This window comes from Rhodoluna sp. (assembly GCF_049276775.1).
Taxonomy (GTDB): domain Bacteria; phylum Actinomycetota; class Actinomycetes; order Actinomycetales; family Microbacteriaceae; genus Rhodoluna.
On sequence record NZ_JBASXC010000016.1, the window covers coordinates 1 to 20,492 of the forward strand.

General features: G+C 51.3%; 25 protein-coding genes and 1 tRNA gene. 11 read left to right on the forward strand and 15 right to left on the reverse strand.

From position 1 onward, the window contains the following. Positions 1-158, reverse strand: a 158-nt coding sequence (locus tag WAO31_RS00880; RefSeq protein ID WP_509589149.1) for a peptide-methionine (S)-S-oxide reductase, incomplete at its 3' end; no start/stop codon positions are given. Here WAO31_RS00880 and WAO31_RS00885 point away from each other — a divergent pair. The 10 genes from WAO31_RS00885 to WAO31_RS00930 all read left to right on the forward strand — a co-directional run bounded on the left by WAO31_RS00885 (position 123) and on the right by WAO31_RS00930 (position 8,273). Then, positions 123-1,124 (forward strand): aldo/keto reductase, encoded by a 1,002-nt coding sequence (locus WAO31_RS00885; protein WP_509589152.1) that lies wholly within the window; start codon positions 123-125, stop codon positions 1,122-1,124. The genes WAO31_RS00880 and WAO31_RS00885 overlap by 36 nt on opposite strands. 6 nt (positions 1,125-1,130) lie before the next feature. After that, a complete protein-coding gene (locus tag WAO31_RS00890; protein WP_509589103.1) occupies positions 1,131-2,081 on the forward strand; it encodes a DMT family transporter in 951 nt (316 codons plus the stop codon). Continuing rightward, complete coding sequence (gene trxA / locus WAO31_RS00895; RefSeq protein ID WP_509589105.1) at positions 2,068-2,454, forward strand: thioredoxin; 387 nt, start codon at positions 2,068-2,070, stop codon at positions 2,452-2,454. The genes WAO31_RS00890 and trxA overlap by 14 nt, the downstream gene beginning before the upstream one ends. A 28-nt stretch (positions 2,455-2,482) precedes the next feature. Then, a complete protein-coding gene (locus WAO31_RS00900; protein ID WP_509589107.1) occupies positions 2,483-2,704 on the forward strand; it encodes a hypothetical protein in 222 nt (73 codons plus the stop codon). 2 nt (positions 2,705-2,706) lie between these two features. Further along, positions 2,707-4,068, forward strand: coding sequence for a pyridoxal phosphate-dependent decarboxylase family protein (locus tag WAO31_RS00905; protein WP_509589109.1), 1,362 nt, complete (start codon positions 2,707-2,709; stop codon positions 4,066-4,068). Positions 4,069-4,078: 10 nt separating this feature from the next. After that, positions 4,079-5,077 (forward strand): nitrilase-related carbon-nitrogen hydrolase, encoded by a 999-nt coding sequence (locus tag WAO31_RS00910; protein WP_509589111.1) that lies wholly within the window; start codon positions 4,079-4,081, stop codon positions 5,075-5,077. After that, positions 5,077-6,078: an agmatine deiminase family protein gene (locus WAO31_RS00915; RefSeq protein WP_509589113.1), complete on the forward strand. Its 1,002-nt coding sequence runs from the start codon at positions 5,077-5,079 to the stop codon at positions 6,076-6,078. The genes WAO31_RS00910 and WAO31_RS00915 overlap by 1 nt, the downstream gene beginning before the upstream one ends. Positions 6,079-6,157: 79 nt before the next feature. Continuing rightward, the gene (locus WAO31_RS00920) at positions 6,158-6,802 is read left to right on the forward strand and encodes a Pr6Pr family membrane protein (RefSeq protein ID WP_509589115.1); all 645 of its coding nucleotides are present in this window, start codon (positions 6,158-6,160) and stop codon (positions 6,800-6,802) included. Positions 6,803-6,851: 49 nt separating this feature from the next. Beyond that, positions 6,852-7,865, forward strand: a complete 1,014-nt coding sequence (locus WAO31_RS00925; protein WP_509589117.1) for an alpha/beta hydrolase — start codon at positions 6,852-6,854, stop codon at positions 7,863-7,865. Then, positions 7,866-8,273 carry a DoxX family protein gene (locus WAO31_RS00930; protein WP_509589119.1) on the forward strand — a complete coding sequence of 136 codons (408 nt, stop codon included), beginning with the start codon at positions 7,866-7,868 and terminating at the stop codon, positions 8,271-8,273. Positions 8,274-8,282: 9 nt separating this feature from the next. Here the strand turns inward: WAO31_RS00930 and WAO31_RS00935 are convergent, their stop codons facing one another. The 8 genes from WAO31_RS00935 to WAO31_RS00970 all read right to left on the reverse strand — a co-directional run bounded on the left by WAO31_RS00935 (position 8,283) and on the right by WAO31_RS00970 (position 14,960). Then, entirely contained in the window at positions 8,283-9,326 is a 1,044-nt protein-coding gene (locus WAO31_RS00935; protein WP_509589121.1) for an NAD(P)-dependent alcohol dehydrogenase, read from the reverse strand. Between the two features lie 97 nt (positions 9,327-9,423). Next, complete coding sequence (locus WAO31_RS00940) at positions 9,424-10,704, reverse strand: hemolysin family protein (RefSeq protein ID WP_509589123.1); 1,281 nt, start codon at positions 10,702-10,704, stop codon at positions 9,424-9,426. A gap of 145 nt (positions 10,705-10,849) precedes the next feature. After that, a complete protein-coding gene (locus WAO31_RS00945; protein ID WP_509589125.1) occupies positions 10,850-11,338 on the reverse strand; it encodes a YqhA family protein in 489 nt (162 codons plus the stop codon). A 30-nt stretch (positions 11,339-11,368) separates the two neighbouring features. Further along, a complete protein-coding gene (locus tag WAO31_RS00950; protein WP_509589127.1) occupies positions 11,369-11,971 on the reverse strand; it encodes a LysE/ArgO family amino acid transporter in 603 nt (200 codons plus the stop codon). A 38-nt stretch (positions 11,972-12,009) separates the two neighbouring features. After that, positions 12,010-12,813, reverse strand: coding sequence for a RibD family protein (locus tag WAO31_RS00955; protein ID WP_509589129.1), 804 nt, complete (start codon positions 12,811-12,813; stop codon positions 12,010-12,012). Next, positions 12,800-13,561: a class I SAM-dependent methyltransferase gene (locus WAO31_RS00960; RefSeq protein ID WP_509589131.1), complete on the reverse strand. Its 762-nt coding sequence runs from the start codon at positions 13,559-13,561 to the stop codon at positions 12,800-12,802. Before WAO31_RS00960 ends, WAO31_RS00955 begins: the two co-directional genes overlap by 14 nt. A 29-nt stretch (positions 13,562-13,590) precedes the next feature. Continuing rightward, entirely contained in the window at positions 13,591-13,986 is a 396-nt protein-coding gene (locus WAO31_RS00965) for a 6-pyruvoyl trahydropterin synthase family protein (protein WP_509589133.1), read from the reverse strand. 17 nt (positions 13,987-14,003) lie between these two features. Next, positions 14,004-14,960, reverse strand: a complete 957-nt coding sequence (locus WAO31_RS00970; RefSeq protein WP_509589135.1) for a zinc-dependent alcohol dehydrogenase — start codon at positions 14,958-14,960, stop codon at positions 14,004-14,006. A gap of 277 nt (positions 14,961-15,237) precedes the next feature. On the opposite strand from WAO31_RS00970, the gene WAO31_RS00975 reads away from it, so the two are divergent. Beyond that, positions 15,238-15,987, forward strand: a complete 750-nt coding sequence (locus tag WAO31_RS00975; RefSeq protein WP_509589137.1) for an FkbM family methyltransferase — start codon at positions 15,238-15,240, stop codon at positions 15,985-15,987. Here WAO31_RS00975 and WAO31_RS00980 read toward each other — a convergent pair. The 6 genes from WAO31_RS00980 to WAO31_RS01005 all read right to left on the reverse strand — a co-directional run bounded on the left by WAO31_RS00980 (position 15,984) and on the right by WAO31_RS01005 (position 20,267). Then, on the reverse strand, positions 15,984-16,763 hold the full coding sequence (locus WAO31_RS00980; protein ID WP_509589139.1) for an inositol monophosphatase family protein: 780 nt from the start codon (positions 16,761-16,763) through the stop codon (positions 15,984-15,986). The two genes, WAO31_RS00975 and WAO31_RS00980, sit on opposite strands and share 4 nt — an antisense overlap. Positions 16,764-16,777: 14 nt before the next feature. Beyond that, positions 16,778-17,854, reverse strand: a complete 1,077-nt coding sequence (locus WAO31_RS00985) for a glycosyltransferase family 4 protein (protein ID WP_509589141.1) — start codon at positions 17,852-17,854, stop codon at positions 16,778-16,780. Next, a complete protein-coding gene (locus WAO31_RS00990) occupies positions 17,851-18,819 on the reverse strand; it encodes a lysylphosphatidylglycerol synthase transmembrane domain-containing protein (RefSeq protein ID WP_509589143.1) in 969 nt (322 codons plus the stop codon). Before WAO31_RS00990 ends, WAO31_RS00985 begins: the two co-directional genes overlap by 4 nt. Next, positions 18,816-19,562: a CDP-alcohol phosphatidyltransferase family protein gene (locus tag WAO31_RS00995; protein ID WP_509589145.1), complete on the reverse strand. Its 747-nt coding sequence runs from the start codon at positions 19,560-19,562 to the stop codon at positions 18,816-18,818. The genes WAO31_RS00990 and WAO31_RS00995 overlap by 4 nt, the downstream gene beginning before the upstream one ends. Positions 19,563-19,629: 67 nt before the next feature. After that, positions 19,630-19,702 (reverse strand) — tRNA-Arg (locus WAO31_RS01000). 271 nt (positions 19,703-19,973) lie between these two features. After that, complete coding sequence (locus WAO31_RS01005; RefSeq protein WP_509589147.1) at positions 19,974-20,267, reverse strand: hypothetical protein; 294 nt, start codon at positions 20,265-20,267, stop codon at positions 19,974-19,976. Positions 20,268-20,492: the final 225 nt, after the last annotated feature.

The following is a 20,492-nucleotide window of genomic DNA, read 5'->3' on the forward strand; positions in this document are numbered from 1 at the left end:
CCCGCGTAGCCAACCTCAACGTCTTCAATGCCCCGAAACTGCATAAAGCTCGAATCTAGGCACCAAAAACAACCTCCACCAAGAACAAAATTCATCATGCTAGCTAGCTTAGGCTTGTGCCTATGAAATTCCGAGCCAGCGCTACGCGCTACACCCATATGAAGTATCGCCGCACTGGGAAATCTGGTTTATTGCTACCTGAAATCTCTCTGGGGCTTTGGCACAACTTCGGCAAAGATCACAGCTTTGATAACCAGAGAAAGGTACTCCGCCGAGCTTTTGATCTTGGAATCACTCACTTTGACCTTGCCAACAACTACGGTCCGCCATACGGAGCTGCCGAAGAAAACTTTGGTGACCACTTCGACAAAGACTTTGCTCCCTATCGGGATGAACTTATTATTTCCACCAAAGCCGGTTATGACATGTGGGACGGTCCCTACGGAAATCTAGGCTCTAGAAAGTACCTGTTGGCATCATTGGACCAGTCGCTTGATCGAATGGGTCTGGACTACGTCGATATCTTTTATTCGCACCGGTTTGACCCGGACACTCCGCTGGAGGAGACCATGGGTGCTCTAGCAACTGCGGTCAGATCAGGTAAGGCACTCTACGTTGGAATCTCAAACTACGACCCGCAGCAAACTGAACAGGCAAAACAAATTCTTGACTCGATGGGTGTGCCACTTTTGATCCATCAGCCCAAGTACTCGATGCTGGTGCGAACACCTGAAAATGGATTGTTTGACACCCTCGGCAGATTGGGAGTTGGGTCAATTGTGTTTTCTCCGCTGGCACAAGGGCTACTCACCGATCGTTACCTTGACGGAAGTGTTCCGAAAAACTCTCGTGCGGCTAAAGGAAATCACTTGACCGAGCAAAAAGTATCTGAGGAGTATCTGGTTGCCGCCAAGAGGCTAAACGAGATAGCGGACAGCCGTGGCCAGTCGCTTGCCCAACTGGCACTGTCCTGGGTCTTGCGTCAGCCAACCGTGACAAGTGCGCTAATCGGTGCCTCGAGTGTGAGGCAGCTCGAGCAAAACCACGCCGCTATTAAGGCTCAACCGCTAAGCCCCGCCGAGCTTGCCGAGATCGACGTTGTTGCCCATCAGGGTCTGGTCTAGAAGAAAATGAGAACTAGACACCCAGTTCTTGGCGCCCTATTTGCGGTGGCCGCCGTAATTTTGTTTGGCTTGAATGGCTCTGCATCGAAAGTTGTGATGGCGTCAGGTATCTCCCCCGAGGAGATTGTAATTTTCCGATCCTTCGCTGCCGCACTTGGCGCAGGCGTATCGCTGCTATTTGTCAATCGAAAGGCATTTCGCGTCAAGGCCCATGAGTGGAAGGGTCTAATTCTGTTCGGCATCTTCGGTGTAGCTCTCATGCAGTGGGCTTACTCGAATGCTGTCAAAAACTTACCCGTAGGTATAGCTCTACTCATTGAATACACCGCGATTATTATCGTGCCGCTCGTTGCTCTGTGGCTGTTTAAGGAACAGGTCTTGCCAAGACTCTGGCTAGCCATAGTTATGGTCCTCGGGGGGCTGCTGGTGGTTTCAAGGATTTGGGATGGTGGCCTAAATCCAGTTGGGGTGATGTTTGCTTTTCTTGCGGCGATACTTCTAAGTTTTCATTTCTTGATGGGAGAGTACACTCTCAGAAAAAGAGATACCCTTTCAACACTTTTTTACTCGATGTCTGTATCGGTCGTGTTTTGGTTAATTCTTACTCCGTGGTGGAACTTTGACACCGCTAACTTGAGCAAATTAGTCTCGCTCACTGGAAACCTAGAGCAAATAGATGCTCCGCTGTGGGTAATGCTGGTATGGGTTGGAATTTTTGGATCATTTTTACCGATGCTCTTTACCTACCTAGCTTTAGCTCACCTAAGCGCCTCTTCGGTGGGCGTTATTGCCACCGGTGAGACCGTCACGGCATTCTTTTTTGCATGGGCCTGGCTAAATGAGAAGATAGATGGAATACAGGCACTCGGGGGCTTTCTAGTTATATCCGGAATTGTATTAGCGCAAACCTCAAGAGTTAAACAAAAAGATAAGGAACTAAATCATGCCAACCGTTGAGCTAACCCATGCAAGCTTTGGAACCCATATTGAAAAAGACGGCATCACCTTGGTGGACTTCTGGGCAGAGTGGTGTGGGCCGTGCAAGATGTTTGGGCCAATCTTTGAAACGGCCAGTGAAAAGTATCCTGAAATTACCTTCGGCAAGGTAGATACTGAGGCCGAGCAACAGCTGGCGGGAGAGGCTGGAATTAGCTCAATTCCAACCCTCATGGTCTTCCGCGACGGCATTTTGCTTTACAACAACCCGGGTGCCATTCCAGCAGAAGCACTTGATGAAATCATCTCGGCGGTTCAAGGCCTGAATATGGACGAGGTCCGAGCTGAAGTTGCCAAGCAAATCGAAGAATCAAAGAACCAAACACCCAACTAATTTCCTAGGCTGGTTTTCAAAGGCGAAAATGAAGAACAACTCCGCGGCTATGCTCGCAACCGTTGCCCTCGCGGGCCTCGGTGCTTTGCTGCTGGCTTTTTTTGACACTGGAACGTGCGTAGTTCCAGACGCCGAGGGCTTCATTTCCTGCCAAGAAATTGCCGACCAGCGGGTCTGGGCCGCCTGGATTCTAGGAGCAGTGTTTGTAATTGGCTTGGCTATATCGGTGACTCGAAAAAAGAAACGCTAGCGATGCATCAAGGCAACGAGGAATCTAGGGCGCTTCGAGAAAAGATTTTTGAGTACGTGCGAGTTCGGATGGACTACGACCCGATTCCACTGGATTACCCAAAATCCAAGGTAGAGCTTTCTGCCGAGGCTGGTCTAACCCTTACAGAAAAAGGATTGGGAGGAGATCAGGCTCTAAAGCTTTTCGAAGAGGTACTGGCTCCCGCAACAATCTCAACTGACCACCCCGGATTTGTCTCGTTTATTCCAAATGCCGCAACTGAAGCTTCGAGTCTTTTTGATTTGGTGGTGTCGGCAAGCTCGATGTATGGAGGCTCCTGGCTAGAAGGCGCCGGAGCAGTCTTCGCAGAAAACCAGGTGCTTGAGTGGTTTGCATCCGAGGTTGGATTGCCAAAAGGTTCTGGCGGAACCTTTGTTCAAGGTGGAACCATTGGAAACCTCTCCGCTCTTGCTACCGCGAGGCAAGCTCACCGAGAAAAGCTCCAGCAAGCGGGAATCAGCTTCCAGGGAAGACTTTCTTTTATAGCTTCCAGGGAGGCTCACTCCTCTTTAAAAGCGGCAGCCCAGATGATGGATGTTGACATTCTTCTGGCCGAGCCATCAGCTGATGGGCGACTTGAAGCCAAGGCCGTTAGGGAAACTTACGATGGTGCCCCTAAGCACTCGGTATTTGCGATTGTTGCAACAGGTGGAACCACGAACTTTGGAATAGTAGATGACCTTCGCGGCATCGGTGAATTTGCGCTCTCCACTAACACCTGGTTCCACATCGATGGCGCCTACGGTCTGGCGGGAGTATTGAGCCCGAAGTACAAGCACCTGTTTGATGGATCAGAGCTAGCTGACTCTTTCATTGTGGATCCACACAAGTGGCTCTTTGCTCCCTACGATGCCTGCGCGCTGGTGTACAAAAACCCCGATATCGCAAGGGCAACTCACACTCAGCGCGGTGAATACCTAGAAACACTAAACGACTCAGGCCTTTGGAATCCCTCCGATTACTCATTTGGCCTAACCAGAAGAACTCGTGGACTACCACTCTGGTTTTCTCTTGCCACCCATGGAATTGAAAAATATCGACAGGCAATTGAAGACAACATTGAGGTGGCTCACCAAATAGCTGAGGTAATTAGATCTATGGACCACGTGGAACTAGTTCGGGAGCCCGAGTTATCGGTTGTGGTATTTGTGCGAAAGGGTTGGGAGCTTGCCGACTATAACGCCTGGTCGGATAAGTTGCTACGAGACGCGATTGGTTTTGTGGTGCCTTCAAGTCACAAGGGTAAGCCAAACACCCGTTTCGCCATTGTGAACCCGCTAACCAGCGTCGCACTATTGACTGAGATTCTTGAGAGCATGAAGTAGGGACTAAATAATGAAGCTCACAATTGCGCAGTCCCCCGAGTCACTATCTCGAGTAAAAGAGCCAACCAGAAAACCTCTGCGGGTTGCTCTAGTTCAGACCAAGTGGCACGAAGATGAGTCCACTCACGAGAGTGTCTTGCTCGATGGAATAGCCCAAGCGGCAGCTGCTGGCGCCAAAATTGTTTTTTTGCAGGAGCTAACACTTTCTAGATACCCGGCCGATGAAAAGCCAGAGGGTGTTCCCTCCAAGCTTGCCGAACAGCTGGTTGGCGGTAGGACCCACCGTTTTGCCGCCGAGGCAGCAAAACGGCACGGTGTGATTGTTCATGCGTCGTTATATGAGCAAGTTGACCTACCCGATGGCCGCGGATTAAACACGGCCATTCTGGTCGATACCCGAGGGGAAATAATTGCCCGAACTCCAAAGCTACACATTCCCGTAACGGCCGGATACTACGAAGATAAATACTTTCAGCCAGGTCCTAACGACACTGACCCATATCCGGTTTACGAATTGGACTTCGATGGCACTAGGGCAAGTTTTGGGCTTCCAACCTGCTGGGACGAGTGGTTCCCAGAGGTAGCCAGAAACTACTCGCTCCGTGGAGCTGAGATCATAGCTTACCCAACTGCCATCGGTTCAGAGCCAGATCACCCAGACTTTGATACCGAGCCACTCTGGAGACAGGTAATTGTCGGTCACGGTATCGCAAATGGAACTTTCATGGTTGTTCCAAATCGCTACGGAAACGAAGGTTCACTAAATTTCTACGGAAGCTCTTTTATAAGCGACCCGTTTGGAAGGGTTCTAGCAAGAGCTGAAAGAGACACGGACGAGGTGTTGGTAGCGGATCTTGATCTTGATCAAAGGCGTGACTGGTTGGATCTCTTTCCGTTTCTCGCAACCCGTCGCCCAGACACCTACGAAAGAATCACTGCCCCGGTCCAAAATAAACGTCTTGATTCGGGCGATGGTGAACTAGGTGGCATTGCGGGAGTTGGCAAATAGTGAATTTCACCATGCCTGCGGAGTGGGAAGCTCACGAGAGAACCTGGATGGCCTGGCCACCAAGAAACTACTTGCTTGGAGAATCTGAACACGAGGCGGAAGCGGCTAGAACTTCGTGGTCGGCAGTTGCCAACGCGGTAGTCAAATACGAACCGGTTTCAGTTTTAGCGACCACAGACCAACTTGAGATTGCCAGGGCCTACCTGCACCCGAGCATCGAAATCATCGAGGCAGAGCTCGATGATGCATGGATCAGAGACTCGGGTCCCACTTTTGTCAAAGACGAGGGTGGAAACCTGGTTGCGGTGAACTGGATCTTCAACGGTTGGGGCGCCCAGGAGTGGGCAACATGGGAAAAGGATTCCCTGGTGGCTTCTTTTATTGGAAAACTTTCAGGGGCTTCCATTTCTAATTCCTCGCTTATCAACGAGGGTGGCGGAATCCACGTAAATGGCGCAGGCGTCGTGCTGCTAACTGATACCGTGCAGCTGGGTGAGGGTCGAAACTCTCACCTGAGCCGGCAAGAAGTCGAAGCTGAGATTCACGCCAAACTCGGAACAGATAGGGCTATCTGGGTAAAACGTGGACTAACCAGAGACTATGACGGCTACGGGACCCGAGGTCACATTGATATCGTGGCCTGCTTCGCAAGTGAGAATGTGATTTTGTTCCACGATCAGCTGAATCCAGAGCACCCAGACTTTGAGGTTTCTCGGCAAATAAGACAGACCCTCGAAGCAGCGGGCAACTTCGAGCTAATTGGAGTTCCAGCACCCACAGTCCTTCGAGACGAGGAAGGCTTTGTGGACTACAGCTACATCAACCACTACATCGTCAACGGTGCCGTGATTCTCTGCTCATTCGATGATCCAAATGATTTGGTGGCGAAGGAAATCCTCGAAAAGGTCTATCCCGGCCGTGAGATTGTGCTGGTTGGCGCGAGGGAGATATTCGCCCGCGGTGGAGGAATACACTGCATAACTCAGCAGCAACCCGCTTAGCTAGTCAAAATTGCCCAAGCCAAGTGTGTTCTCCCAGAGACTGCTTTTCCTCTCGCCACAGAGCTGTATTATTTTGTAGATGCTACTTAAGTTCCTGCTCCCAAGCATTCGGCTAATAACCGGCTTTGGATTAATCGGCAGTGTGATCTGGCAGGTCACCGACCGAACCCTAAACAATAACTTCAGGCCGTTTGAGTATTTTGCCTACTTCTCAATCGTCAGTGCGATCCTCGCAGGCTCTCTGCTTGTTTTTACCGGCATCAGACTTATTCGTGAGTTCGATAAAAACAAGTGGGTTGAAATTGCAAGGCTCAGCATGACCGTAGCGATGATTGTGGTCGGGGTTGTCTACCACGCACTTTTAGCAGATGTCGCAAGTGACGTCCGGGACGGTGACTACGTCTGGCCAGTATTTCCGAATGAATTCATTCACACCTACGGTCCAATATTGATTGTCATCGACTACCTGCTTTCCAACAAGGAATTCAAGCTTCGGATGCGGGCTGCCTTCTGGGTTGTTGCTTTCCCACTACTGTGGCTAACCTTCTCCGTGATTCGAGGGATAATAACCAACTGGTGGCCCTACTGGTTTATAAACCCCAACGGAGAAGGAGGGGTAAGTGGAATGCTCAGCTACATAGCCGCGATTGCGTTTTTCTTCATAATTTTGGGTTTCGCAGTGCTTGGTCTTACGAAGTTAGTTCAACGGGTCTCTAGCCGCTAGAAAACCTTGATTTGGCGTGTGGCCCGCCCTGCGGTGCTATCGTAGCTAAATGCGCGCATCAAAGTGGATTGCAATAACAGCCGGAGTTCTGGTTGTGACCGTTTCTGGAGCGGCCCTAGCCGCTGGAAACTATGTCTACACATCGGCAACCGCCGTTCCATGCGCCATCAATGAAGACGATCTAGAAAACAAGCCGGAGCAGTTTTTCACACCGGCTGTTGGAAATGGTCCATTTCCAGGTGATGGCTGGGACAAGTGGGCAGGCTATGACCTAAGTAATTGGTGGCTGACCGAATCCAGCTATCAATCTGTTGAGATACCGGTGGCGGACAACATCGTACTTTCTGCTTGGTGGATAACCCCAGTTGTTTCTAACGGTAAAAATGTCATCGTCACGCACGGCATCGGAACCTCCAGAAGGGATTTCAACGCCCTGCTGCCAACCGCAATGTTGGTGAAAGACGGTTTCCATGTACTGCTAGTAGATTCCCGCGATACCGGAGAATCCACCTGCACCGATGGCAGGCATTCGGCAGGTCAAGAAGAATCCTCTGACTTCGCGGCCGTCGCCGACTGGCTAATTGAAAATAAAGACGTCAAAGCCTCCTCGCTTGGAATGTTTGGGGTCTCTGGCGGCGCAATTGCTACCTCGCTACTTCCAGCCAAAACTCAGAACGTTTCGGCGTTTGCAATGGAGAGCACCATCTTTGACTTCAACGCGGCCGCGACCCGGGAAGTTGAGTTCCAGGGCTTTCCCGGATTCTTGTGGACGCTAGTTCTTGTCTCCGCCCAAGTATTTCACGGAGTTAATTTGACCGAGACCTCTGCTATGCAAGGGATCGAGGCAGCCGGATCGAGGCCGATGCTTATTCTGCACGGCGATAGCGACCAGCGCCTCGACTATCAGTCATCGGTTGATTTTTACAACTATGGAAATAGCGTTGGAGCAAACATTGCCCTCGAAACATTCGAGGGTGCCGACCACACCGAGGGCATGCTTACCGAGACCGATCGGTACGCAAAGGTTCTTACTTCTTTTTTCGATAAAGCCCTGATCAAGTAAATGAAGTACGCAAAGGCAATCGCCCGCTACCTGCTGGGGGCTGCACTTATTTATGCCGGCGTTGGCCACTTCACATTTTCTAGATCCGAGTTCCAAGCCCAGGTGCCACCCTGGGTGCCGCTCGATGCAGACTTCGTGGTTTTGGCCTCTGGCGCAGTTGAGATTGCGCTCGGTTTGGGGCTCATTTTTGTTTCCCGATATCGAAAGCAAATCGGATGGCTCACTGCAGCTTTTTTCCTGGCTATTTTCCCGGGAAACATCTCCCAGTACCTGACCCAAACCGATGCTTTCGGACTCAACACCGATGAGGCTCGAGCTATCAGGCTGCTATTCCAGCCACTGCTAATGGTTTGGGCATTGTGGGCCACGAATGCCTGGTCTAGAAAAAAGTCGGTCCAAGAAAATTAGAAAAGTGTCTTAGATCGTGCTGGCGTCAATCACGAAGCGGTACCTGACGTCGGAAGCCACCACGCGGTCGTAGGCCGCATCAATACTCTTTGCATCGGAGGCATCCAGTAGCTCGATGGTCGAGGCGATATTTTTCTCGCCGCAGAAATCCAGCATCTGCTGGGTAAGCCCGATGCCGCCGGTGTTTGATCCGCCAATGCTCTTGAGTCCCGTGACCAAGGAGAAAGGATCAAAGGACTGAGACTCGCCGGCTAGCCCAACGTAAACCAAAGACCCGCCGACTCGGAGCATGGCCAGCAGGGCGTCGTTATCGGCCGAGGAGCTGGTGGTATTCAAAATCATGTCAAAGAAGTTTTTGTGTGAATCAATGGCATCGACTGTAATCAGATAATCCTTGGCGCCAAATTGTTTGGCATCTGACTCTTTTGCCTTGCTTCTTCCGAGAACGTAGACCTCGGCTCCCATCGCAACCGCAAACTTCACAGCCATGTGTCCAAGGCCACCAAGTCCCAGAATGGCGACTTTCTTGCCCGGTCCTACCTGCCAGTGGTGCAGAGGTGAATAGACGGTGACTCCCGCACATAGCAGTGGTGCTGCTTGGGCCATATCTAGATTGGGCGGAATCGATAGCACGTAGTTCTGATCAACAACTATTTCCTTGGCATATCCGCCGTAGGTTGGAGCCTTGTCGTGGTGGCGACCGTTATAGGTCTGGACGTTCCCTTTTAAGCAATAATTTTCGCGGCCTTCGACGCAGTACTCACACTCTCGGCAAGAATCCACAAAAGTTCCGACTCCAACACGGTCACCAACTTTGAACTTTGTGACGTTAGAGCCAACTCCGATGACTTCTCCAGCAATCTCGTGACCTGGAACCATTGGAAAGATACCTTCAAACCATTCGTTCCTGGCTTGGTGGATGTCGGAGTGGCAGATGCCGGAGAAAAGAATCTTTATGTGAACGCCGTCGGTACCAATTTCGCGCAATGGCACTTCCTGTTTTTCAAACTTGGAGGTTGGACTAGAAACTAGCAGGGCGGCAGTGTTTGACAATTTATTCTCCTAAATATCTGTGCACGGTCTGGAGCTAGCCTACGCTGTGTTTTTTGCAGCAGGTCGGGAAAACGAATAAAAATTTTTCTGGGTTACTTTATGAGATTCGGCTAGCTAGAATCTTGTCGATTCGACGGCCATCCATGTCAACCACTTCAAGTTTCCAACCCTCGAGCACGACGCTGTCACCAGATACTGGCATTTTGCCAAGCAGCATCAGTATCAAACCACTCACGGTGTGATAGCGGCCCTTGTCCTGCTCTGGAATCTCTTCAATAACGAGACAGTCCTTCAGTTCAGGAATTGAGGTATCTCCCTCAAATAGCCAAGAGCCGTCTTCACGTTCAACCGGATCGGTTGCCTCTTCGCCTTCGGTGACTATTTCCCCGATGAGGGTGTCAAAGATGTCCTGAATTGTGACTAGCCCCTCAAGGCTTCCATACTCGTCAACCACAAAAGCGATGTGAGTTCGAGACTCCTTGAACTGCTCCAAAAGATCCATTCCGGTTAGAGTCTCTGGAACATACAGAGGTGGTTCCAGTTTGTCCTGAAGGCTGAGCTTTTCTCCCCTGGCAACCAGTGATAGTGCCGTCTTTGCGCTCAGCACTCCAATGATCGAATCTAGGTCGCCGTCGCAGACTGGAATTTTAGACCTTACCGATTCCGCAATCAGGTTGAAGCTTTCAGCCTCAGGAGCGTTGATGTCAAGATAAATGATTTCGGACCTTGGAACCATCAGGGATCCAAGCTTCCGGTCGTCCAACCTAAAGACGTTCTTTACGAGCTCACGCTCCTGGAGCTCAATCAGACCCGCGACCGAGCCCTCATCTAGGATGGCTTCGATTTCGTCCTCTGTGACCGTTGCCTCTTTGTGCTTGCCAACACCAAACAACCTGAGAAGAGCATTGGTGGTGACGGAGAGAATTACCACGAAGGGTCTTGTTGCCTTCGACAAAATAAGCATCGGGGTGGCAATCACCGCAGCGATGGCCTCCGGATTTGACTGACCTATGCGCTTTGGAACCAGCTCTCCCACGGTGATAGCAACGTAGGTCACAATCAAAACAACTGAAACCGTTGCGGTTATGTCGGCGATACCATCTGGCACGCCAATGCTTTCAAGCCATATGGCAAGTGGCCTAGCGAATACAGACTCTCCAACGATTCCGCTTAGAAGACCAATGGAGGTGATTCCAATTTGAATCGTCGAAAGGAATTGGGTCGGGTCTTCGCTGATGCGCATAGCGACCTCAGCGGATTTTTTACCCTTGGCAACCATGGCCGAAAGCTTCGAGCGCTTGGAAGTCAAAAGTGCAACCTCGGACATGGCCAAGACACCGTTGATGAGAATGAGAGAAAACAGCAGGATAATTTCCACTGACCTGTTTTGTTCACCCCAATCTCTCTAGGAAGGTTGAAAGATAATAATCCCAGAAATCTAGTGACTTAATGACCAAAAGAGGAAATTGCCCCTTATTCCTTGAATTCCTAGGACTTTACAGGCAAGCGGCTTGCCTATTGGGCTATTTCCTTTTCGCGTCAGGCTTTTTAGGTGATTCGTCTTTTCTAGTGGCAAGAGCAAAAAGTGCAAGACCCGCAACCAGGGCTCCCGCTCCTAAACCATAAGAGACAACGTCAGCAGCGCGATTGGCATCTACCAAAACTCCAACAAAAACAACCGCGATGATGGCGACAACCACACCAATCAACTTGGACTTCAGATCATCAAGGCTTCGAACCTGCAACCAGGTTGGAACCTCGAGCCTGGTGTCTACAAACAACTCGTAGAGACCATAACCGATAACCAAAAGTACCGTTCCAAGCAAAATTGCATCTACTGCAGTCAAGACATCAACGATGGTGTCCTTTAGATAGGTCTCGAGTAAGACAGCGTCTCTAACTATCAGAACGATCTCAATTGAGCCCTGGGCCATGAGTAAAAGTGCACCGATTATGGAAGTTATTGATGGGATGACAACCGCGTAGCGGGTCAAGCCTAGGATTTTTCGCATGTGCCAATGGTACTAGCTCAATCAGGTCCTCTAGAAGTTATAAAACGCCAGCATGATTGCTATGCCAAACATCACGGCGGCAATCAAAAGATCCAGCACCTTCCAAAACACCGGCTTAGCCATGAACTTTGAAGCTGCCCTGGCCCCAAAACCAATTGATGAAAACCAGACCACGCTGGCAAGTGCTCCACCGAGAGCAAACCACCATTTATCCGGCCCAAACTGGTTTCCGATAGATCCCAGCAAGATAACGGTGTCCAGATAGACGTGTGGGTTCAAAAAAGTGAAGCCCAAAACAGCCAGCACCACGGTTTTCGCACTGCCACTTTGCACTCCCGAAGCATCCAATGCCTGGGTCTTGAATGCTAACCGAAGCGATCTAATCCCAAACCAAGTTAGATACGCAACTCCAAACCAGCGAATGATTTCAAGAAGCCACGGAAGCCCTGAAATTAGAGCTCCTAGCCCTGCAACTCCAAGAAGAATTAGCAGCGCATCAGAAATAGCACAAATCGAAACAACCAGCAGCACGTGCTTTTTGGTCAGGCCCTGACGAATCACAAAAGCGTTCTGAGCACCAATTGCGATGATTAGGGAAAGCCCGGTTAGAAAGCCTGGGAGAAATGCAATCATTTGTCAGAGTTTACTTGGGATACAAAGCACAAGTTGACCTAAGAGTGTCGAGGAATAATCCCGTCACCAGCCGCGGTAGTAAGGCCCAAATCGTAAACCACCTCTGAACCGAGAGCGAAAGTTCTGGTCTTTGAGCTCAGAGAGTCTTTCAGATTCTTAGGTTCTTGATGCAGTGTCAGCCCCATAGGACCATCTCCGATCAGTATCGGTGAAACAGCGATGTGAAGCCGATCCAAAAGCTCCGCCTGCATAAACTTTGCAATTGTGAAACTGCCGCCCTCAATCAATAAATTTGTTAGCCCGGCTTCTTGCAGGGCGTCAACTATGGCAGCGGGGTCAATTCTTCCCCCTGGCGCCGGAAGTGTAATTACCTCAACCCCCGGACCGCGTTTTGACTCAACAGCCTGGATCAGAATTCGACGGACACCGTCTTCTCGAAGCACGGGAGAGTCATCGGGAAGTCGCCCACTCGGATCAATCACAACCCTGGCCGGATTCTCACCTTCACATAACCTGACCGTAAGTTGCGGAGCATCATGCAAGGCGGTCTTTACTCCAATCACTACACCGTCAACCAGTGCACGCATGCGATGTAGATGCTCTAAGCCATCAGGGCCGGACACTTTTCCAACGTCCCCGCTTGCGGTGGCAATTCGACCATCAATGGACTGCCCGATTTGACCCACAGTCAAAGCCGCGCTGTCACGTCTTGCTATCGGGCTATAAAGCTCGAGAGCCGCTTGCTCAAGAGGGCTCCAGTCCCCGCAGCAAGCACAGGCGTCGTCGTGCCTTATTGCAAGTAGCCGCTCCCAAACCCTCTTTGAGACTTCAGCTGGCTGCATTTGCCACCTCCGAAGTAAGGGATTTAGGAGTGGCAAAGATGTCACCGTGACCGATATTGCATGCCGTTTTTGAAGCCGCTGAGATTCTTGCAGCTGCCCAATTTTCCGCATCGGCTTCCCCGACCTGTCCCGCGGCGGCAGCTATACCGGCTACCAACTGACTTTGAAGGTCTGCGTCTTCGACTCCGAGCTGCCAAGTGCTGTCGGCCACCTTCACCTCAAAGCCGGCGGCCGCAAAAATCTCACTTGCACTTTGTACCGAAGAGGCACCGAGAGCTGGGCCAAAACCCTTATCGGTTTGCTGGTGCGCATTGAACGCCTCGGTCATGTTCTTATCCCTTGAGTCTTCCGGGTTCCAGCTCATCACACCGTTATAGGAAAGTGCAAAATAGACCGGCACATTGATCATCGAGGCCAACTCGACCAGCCACTTGCGTGAAACCAAGTCCAAAAGGGCAGATGCGGTTACAAGAGTGACGCCATCGAGTGGAAGCTTATGCAGATCTTGCAGGTCTTGACAGTGAAGGCTCACGCCATCGCCCGCTTCAGCGCCAGCAAGTTCCAAGAGCTTCGAATCGTTATCGACCAATCGCCACTTCGCGTCGCCTGGAAAAAACGGCACCATAGCTCGCACCGTTGATCCGGTCCCGCAACCCAAATCCAGGATTACTGGATTTGGCCCGGCAGCTCCAACCGCAGCCCCAAGCAACTCGGCGTTCCTGGCGGCGTTATCAGCTGGTTCGCGCAAGGCGAGCCAATCTGGCGAAAATCCCAAGCTTATATCTCACCCTCAAACCAAGCCCTGGCAACGTGGCTTTCCTGCAGAGTAATCCGAAGGCGCTTAACTCGTCCGGCATCACCAAGCTGGCCGGTGCGCACAATCTTTTTCATCTGCTCAAAGATGTGCCCGCACAAAAACTCTGTTGTGGTGAATTCGCCAGCAAATTCGGGCTCCTCATCTAAGTTTTTATACTTCAGGGGACCAAGCACCTCAGAAAGCGCCTCGATTGCCAACCCAATGTCAACCACTATCCCGTGAGCATCGATATCCTCCGAGAAAAAAGTGGCATCTACCGTGAAGGTAGCTCCATGCATGCCTTGGGCTGGTCCAAATACCTCTGAGGGCAAAGAGTGCCCAATCATGATGTGATCTCTAACTTCTACGGCAAACACTTTTATACTCCTTGGGTTTAGGTGGCTTTATAACGAATGCGATGGCACAGCGTGTCAGGGTTATTTAGAACGGCCACATAATCTGCTGGTAAATCTTCAAAGTTGCTCTCACCGCTAATTAGAACGTCAAGTTTCGGATCTTGCAGTAATTCAAGCGCCATGGTCATCCGCCTTCTGTGGTTCCAGCGCGGAACTCTATGACTCGGAAGATTCCCCACCTGGGAGCTAACAAGTCGAAGTCTCCTGCTGTGAAAGGCTCCGCCGAGCGGAAGGCTTATTAGTCCACTTCCAAACCAGCTGGCTTCAACAATGGTCGCCTCTTGTCCAGCAATGTCCAGAGCCAGGGAAACCCCCGCCTCTGAAGCTGATGTGTGAATAACAACATCGCTCTCTCTCGGGGCCAAATCGGGAGTTGCAAACTTACAGCCGAGATTTCTGGCAAGATCTGCCCTAGCGGGGTTTAGATCAATCAACGTCACATCAGAACCTGGCAGCTGGGCCGCCAGGTAGCCAACGAGAGCCCCCACAACCCCGACCCCGATGACCGCTACTCGATCTCCTGCCGAGGCGCCACTGTCCCAAAGAATGTTTAGGGCAGTTTCCATGTTGGCAGCGAGTATCGCCCGTTCGGCAGGTAAGCCGTCGGGTACAAGATTGAGCATAGTTTCGGACATTCGAAACTTGTCTTGATGCGGATGAAGTGCGAATACTTTGCGTCCAGTAAGTTCTCCCTCGAGAACCTCTCCCACCAGGCAATAGCCAAATTTGACCGGGAAGGAAAAATCACCCTCTTGAGCAAGTCCCCGCATTCTGGTCTGTTCACTGATGGGCACTCGACCCTCAAACACCAGTTTCTCGGTGCCACGACTGATTCCTGAGAAAAGTGTCTCAACCAGAACGCCCTCGCCGAGATCCCCGTCGCGTATTTCGGCAGCGTTTGATCCAACTGACCAAAGTGCCCTTGCCTTCAACATAGGTTTTTTCCACCGGAATTTGGGGGAAGTACTGGGGATAGGTGATTCAGTTCGTTGACTGGGGAGTCAGCCGCACTGTGCCCAATAAAACCTTCGATGGTACCCGCCTCCCTAACTAAATTCTAGCGGTGGAAAAACACCGAGCAGTTTTGAGCAGTTTCTGACCAAAAGGCATCAAACCCACTCAGTAAATTTCTCCTGGCAATAGAGCCAATTACTCGGACCTAAAATTGAGTAGAACGAGAGCTTTCAGCTCGAGGATCGGGGTGAGAAGACATTGGCCACATTGCGCTGGTGGGGACTGATTCGCTCCCTGGTGGTTTACTACAACCCCAAAAGGCTTCGCTCCTGGAGGTTGTTTTATAAACAAGTACTCAAACCAGACGACATTGTTTTTGATGTCGGAGCCCACGTAGGAACGAGGGCCAGAGCTATGCGCCGAGCTGGAGCAAAAGTTGTCGCCTTAGAGCCCCAGGCTCCATTTAGTAGTTTTTTGAAGCTCACCCTCCCATCCGACATCATTCTCATTGACGCCGCCGTAGGCGGCACCGAGCAAGAAGCCGAGATGTCGGTCTCATCCAAGCACCCAACGGTCTCGTCACTGCGAACTGACTTTGTGTCTGATGCTAAAACTTCCCATGGCTTTGAACACGTTCGCTGGGACTCCAAGCAAATGGTTCGCGTGTTAACCCTCGATGGGCTAATCCGTGACCACGGCCTGCCAAGCTATATCAAAATCGACGTCGAGGGCTTTGAGCTGGAGGTGCTATCTGGATTAACCCAGCCGGTTCAGATGCTTTCGGTTGAATACCTACCCGGTTTTTTACATCTGACACATAAAGTGCTTGATCGAATCGAACAGCTAGGTGAATACAGCTTCAACCCGGTGGTGGGAGAAAACGCCATTTTCCTCTGGAAACAATGGCGAGATAACCAAGGAGTTCGGCAGTGGTTGGACAGCTTGCCAAAAGATGCCCCCTCAGGCGACTTATTTTGTAAGCTCACAACTGAAAAAATTGCCGATTAGCTCTGGCGCAGGCTGGCAGCAAAAACCGGAAACAGCTCCGGAGTTGCGGTGATGACATCTCCATATTGTTCCGGAGATACTTTCGCTTCCCATCCCTCAACTACTGCTCCTGACTCTCGGAGCACCACGAGGCCGCCAGCAATGTCCCAGAGTCTTAGGTTCCGCTCCCAAAATCCATCCAGCCGGCCCGACGCCACGTAAGACAAGTCGAGGGACGCCACACCCATGCGTCTAACTCCGGCACAAAGCGGCATCAGCCTAGCGATTTGGCTTGCGTGTTCTCCAATGTTTGGCATCTCGCCAAAAGGAATTCCGGTGCCGAACAGCGAAGAGGAAAGTCGATCGGTTTCTGACACACTGATGGTGGCACCGTTCAGGGTCGCACCGTGCCCAGATTGAGCAGCATAAGTCTCAGATTTGAGGGGGTCATGAACGACACCGACGCTAAGTTGCCCTTCGATTTCTAGGGCTACTGATACTGCCCAGTGCGGAATCCCCTTCAAAAAGTTTGTTGTGCCATCGAGTGGATCAACAATCCAGCGGCGGCTGGATTTCCCAACTCCCCCGCCCTCTTCGCCCAACCAGCTATCTTCGGGTCTCTCCCCGAGCAAAATTTCCCGCAGGTGATTTTCTGCCGAGACATCGGCGTTGCTGACAAAGTCACCGGCTGCCTTATTCCTAACTGTGAGCTCATCACGCCTTGCCCAAAATTCCAGCAGCAGCTGACCGGCGGACTCAGCGGCCCGAATCGCAAGCTGGAGATCATTAGCTATCATTACCGATTCCTTCGTCACAGAAAATCCGGACGTTTTGAATTTACCGTAGCCAGCCCATCGAGGACTTCACATACCAATGCGGAGCTCTGCTCCCAACTGGAGAGCCTCGCCCCGGCCGCAGCCGAAGCACTTGAAAGATTCGCTCGTAGGGATTCATCCTGAAGAATGCTCTCAAGAGCTTCGGCGAATAGCTCTGGATTTTCGGGTTGAACTAGGATTCCCGCATCCCCGGGCACAGTATCGGGCACGGCACCAGTGGCGCAGCTCACGATAGGTAGCCCACTTTCCATAGCTTCTCCAAACACCATTCCATATCCCTCAAAGCGAGTAGCCAGAGCAAATATGGAAGCCTCGGAATAAAGACGCGAAAGCTCAAGGGAACTTACCTCACCCGCAAGCTCAACTCGATTACTTAGACCAAGCTCTTCAATCATCCCAATAAGTTTTTCGCCGTATGCCTGATTTGATACCGGTCCGGCGATAACTGCCCGCCAAGAAAGATGGCTTATCTTTGCGAGGGCCATAAGAAGCACATCGTGACCCTTTCTTGGAATTTGAATACCCACCGACAAAATAAGTGGCGGTACGGCTCGGTTGCCGGAGTTTTTCTTTGCCTCAGATCCAGGACTTGCGATTGTTATCAGCTTTTGAGGCACGTCGTACCTATCTTCTAATAGCTTTGCCGTGCTTGGGCTCGTGACAATTACTCGGCTTGCCCGTTTCAGGTTTTCGCGCTCGTTTTGAAGCAGATGCTCGCGAGTTTCTGGAGAAAGATCTCCTTCAAAGGCAAGCGGGTGGTGGATCAGCGCGACCAGGGACGCTCTGATTTCAGACAGTACCTTCGAGTCCAGAGCACCAAACGCCAGTCCATCAATTACTGCGATGCAGTCGATTGGTAAGGCCGCTAGTTTTTTGGCGGCATCCAGGGCATCTTCCGGGGTTGGATTTGGAAATGAGGAACCAAGACTTACAAGATTTACGTTTTTACCCATTGCCCTAAGGCCTTCAATGAGCCTTCGGTCATAGCCGTATCCCCCGCTAATGGTTGCGATATCTCCAGGGATAACAAAAATTAGTGGCTTTGAGCTCATATTGTTTTTGCCATCGCCTCGTCGCTACTCAAGTATTTCGATCTTGACGAACCGGCGAACAGCAGCCCGGGTAGTGAAACTAATAGAAAAATTAATCCAAATGCCACACTCGCAGCAAGGCCCTCGACTGCTGCAAGACCCGCAATAGGAAACAGGGCTACCGCTACCCCTTCGCGTAAACCCCACCCGCTCACGGTTAGAGGTATCAGCATCGCTAACAAAATTATGGGTACCAATACCAGGGACAAAGAAAAGCTCAAGCTCGACCCAACGGCCCAAGCTGCAAAGGTGAATCCAGCCACGTTGCAGATGGCGGTACCGAGGCTAAGAAGAACTTGTGTAGAAACGCTCGAAGGGGTGGCAAAGACCTTTTTCCAGGCTGCCTCAAAGGACCTGAGTCCTCGCCCAGGTGCACCGGTGGATATTCGCGTGACAAGGCTAAGACTTAGCACCAGAAAAAGTCCGGCGACGGCAGCCCCCGCAATGGTGAGCAGAATCCATTGGGGCCAATCAATTCCTCCCGGAATTACCAGCGTCAGACCAAAGGCACTGGCCATAACGACAAACAATCCAACCTGGCCCGAAACTCTCTCGAAAACAACGGCTTGGCTAGAAGAAAGTAAACCAGCGGCGTTTCGCGACCGAAACGCTCTTCCAGCATCTCCGATGATTCCTCCCGGCACTGCTTGGTTTACCAGCTGTGCGAGGTAATACTCCGAGAGAGCAGTTTTTGTACTGAACTTTATTCCAAGGTCTCTTGCGGTGATTTTCCATCGAAGCGCGGAAAGCGCGGTCTGAATAGTAAGGACCAAAAAAGACGCAATGAGCCAAATGGGTTCGGCCTCGGCCAGAAGTAGGACCGCTTGCTCTCCGCCAACTACTTGCCAGAGCCAAACTAAAATCCCGATTGCAAAAGCTATCTGAATGAAACGAATTACGTTTTGTCTGTGTCTTCGATCTATCAAGGACGAGACCGCCACAGCCAAATGATGTCACGACCGAAAGACCAGATCAGCAACGCGGCAACAATCATTGCAACGGGAATAACAAAAACATCAGGAAGTATCTGGGCGTAGAGCCCAATGAGTGAGGCAACCTGCACAACGCAGATTACCCGTCTCGACAGGCTCGGAGGAAGTGGTTTATCCAACCACTTCAGAAGCTTCGCGGCCACTATAAATAGGTATCGAGGCAAGCCCAAGAGCATAATCCAGGGGCCTGCAATACCAGCCGCCCAAAGGTTGAGAGCCAGAATTAGCGCCAGAATTGAATCGATTTCCATGTCTAGCGTTGCCCCAATGGAAGAAACTAAACCTGCGCGCCTTGCTAAGTGGCCATCTAATCCATCCAATACAAGGGCGAACGTTGCAACCACCACCACAGCCCAAGGCATTGCAACACCGGCTATAGGAGCAAGTAGAGCTGCCACCATGGTCATTCGAAAAATAGTGGTGAGATTTCCAAGACCTAGCATTCGGTGCGTATAACCTTGGCGAATCAAAGCCAAGGCAAAAAAAGCGCCAACTAGGTATCCGCCTAAAGCCAGACCGAGTGCCCGTAGATCAAAACCCACAAACAAAGCTGAGAAGGCTACCGTCGGAAGGATTCCAATGAGCAGCGCTAAAAACAGCTGTGATGTTGGACTTAGCCGGCGCAACAAAGAGTCACCGGTCATGTTTGCGGCGCTGCCAGCTTGATCGAGTGACATTTTTTGAGCTTACTGCCTCTCGAAAGTGAGGCATTCGGGTATAAAAACCTCCGACATCTGGCTACTGCGCCCTCGGCAGGAATCGAACCTGCGACCAAGAGATTAGAAGGCTCTTGCTCTATCCACTGAGCTACGAGGGCTTGGGGCAAAAACCCCGTAATTGCTAGTGTACAGCGGGCCTCAGCGCCACCAGCAGGCAATGACTCACCGAATGGCGTAAGGGGCTATTTCGTGCGGTTTTGCGCAGTTTCGTTACCAACGCTCTTGGTTTCTAATCGCACGCAGATCGCACGAATTGAAACAAAAACGGTGCTCCCGAGAACACGGGCTTACGAAACTGAGCGATTACCGACCGGGTCATCACGACTCGGGGGTCCTTCTCTAGCTCTTAGCTATTGCTCTTGATGCTAACTACCTAAGAACCATGCGTACTTTGCGAAGCTGCTTGTTCGATTTGGCAACCACAACCTTTTTTACCTCTACATCAAGATCTGGGTTGACCTTGGTGATTCGTTTGCAGACTGCTGTGCTTCTGTCGCGAGCAAGCTTTCTATCAGCAGTGCTTGCAGTGCTTGAAGCCACAAAGCCCCTACAAACTGCAGACTTAGCGTTTGGATTACTAGCCAAAGCTTTCCTGATGCTAACTCGAAGTTCTTTGGTTAGCTTTGCAGAATTGCCCGCGAACGCTTTGGTTGGCTTCTTCACCGATGCCGCCTGTGGTGGGGGTGTTGGTAGTGCCACGGGCGCGGCACTACCACCGCCCGAAGCCTGTGGTGCGAGTGTTGGCGCGAGCCGGAAAAGAGGGGACGAATACCCAAACGGATCAAGCTCGGCTACCAAACCAGCCCCGTTCGCTCCCACGCCACAGTTCCCCACAGCAAAAGCGGTGCCCGCCGATGGGGCACCGTCTCGTGTTCCCGACCAATTGGC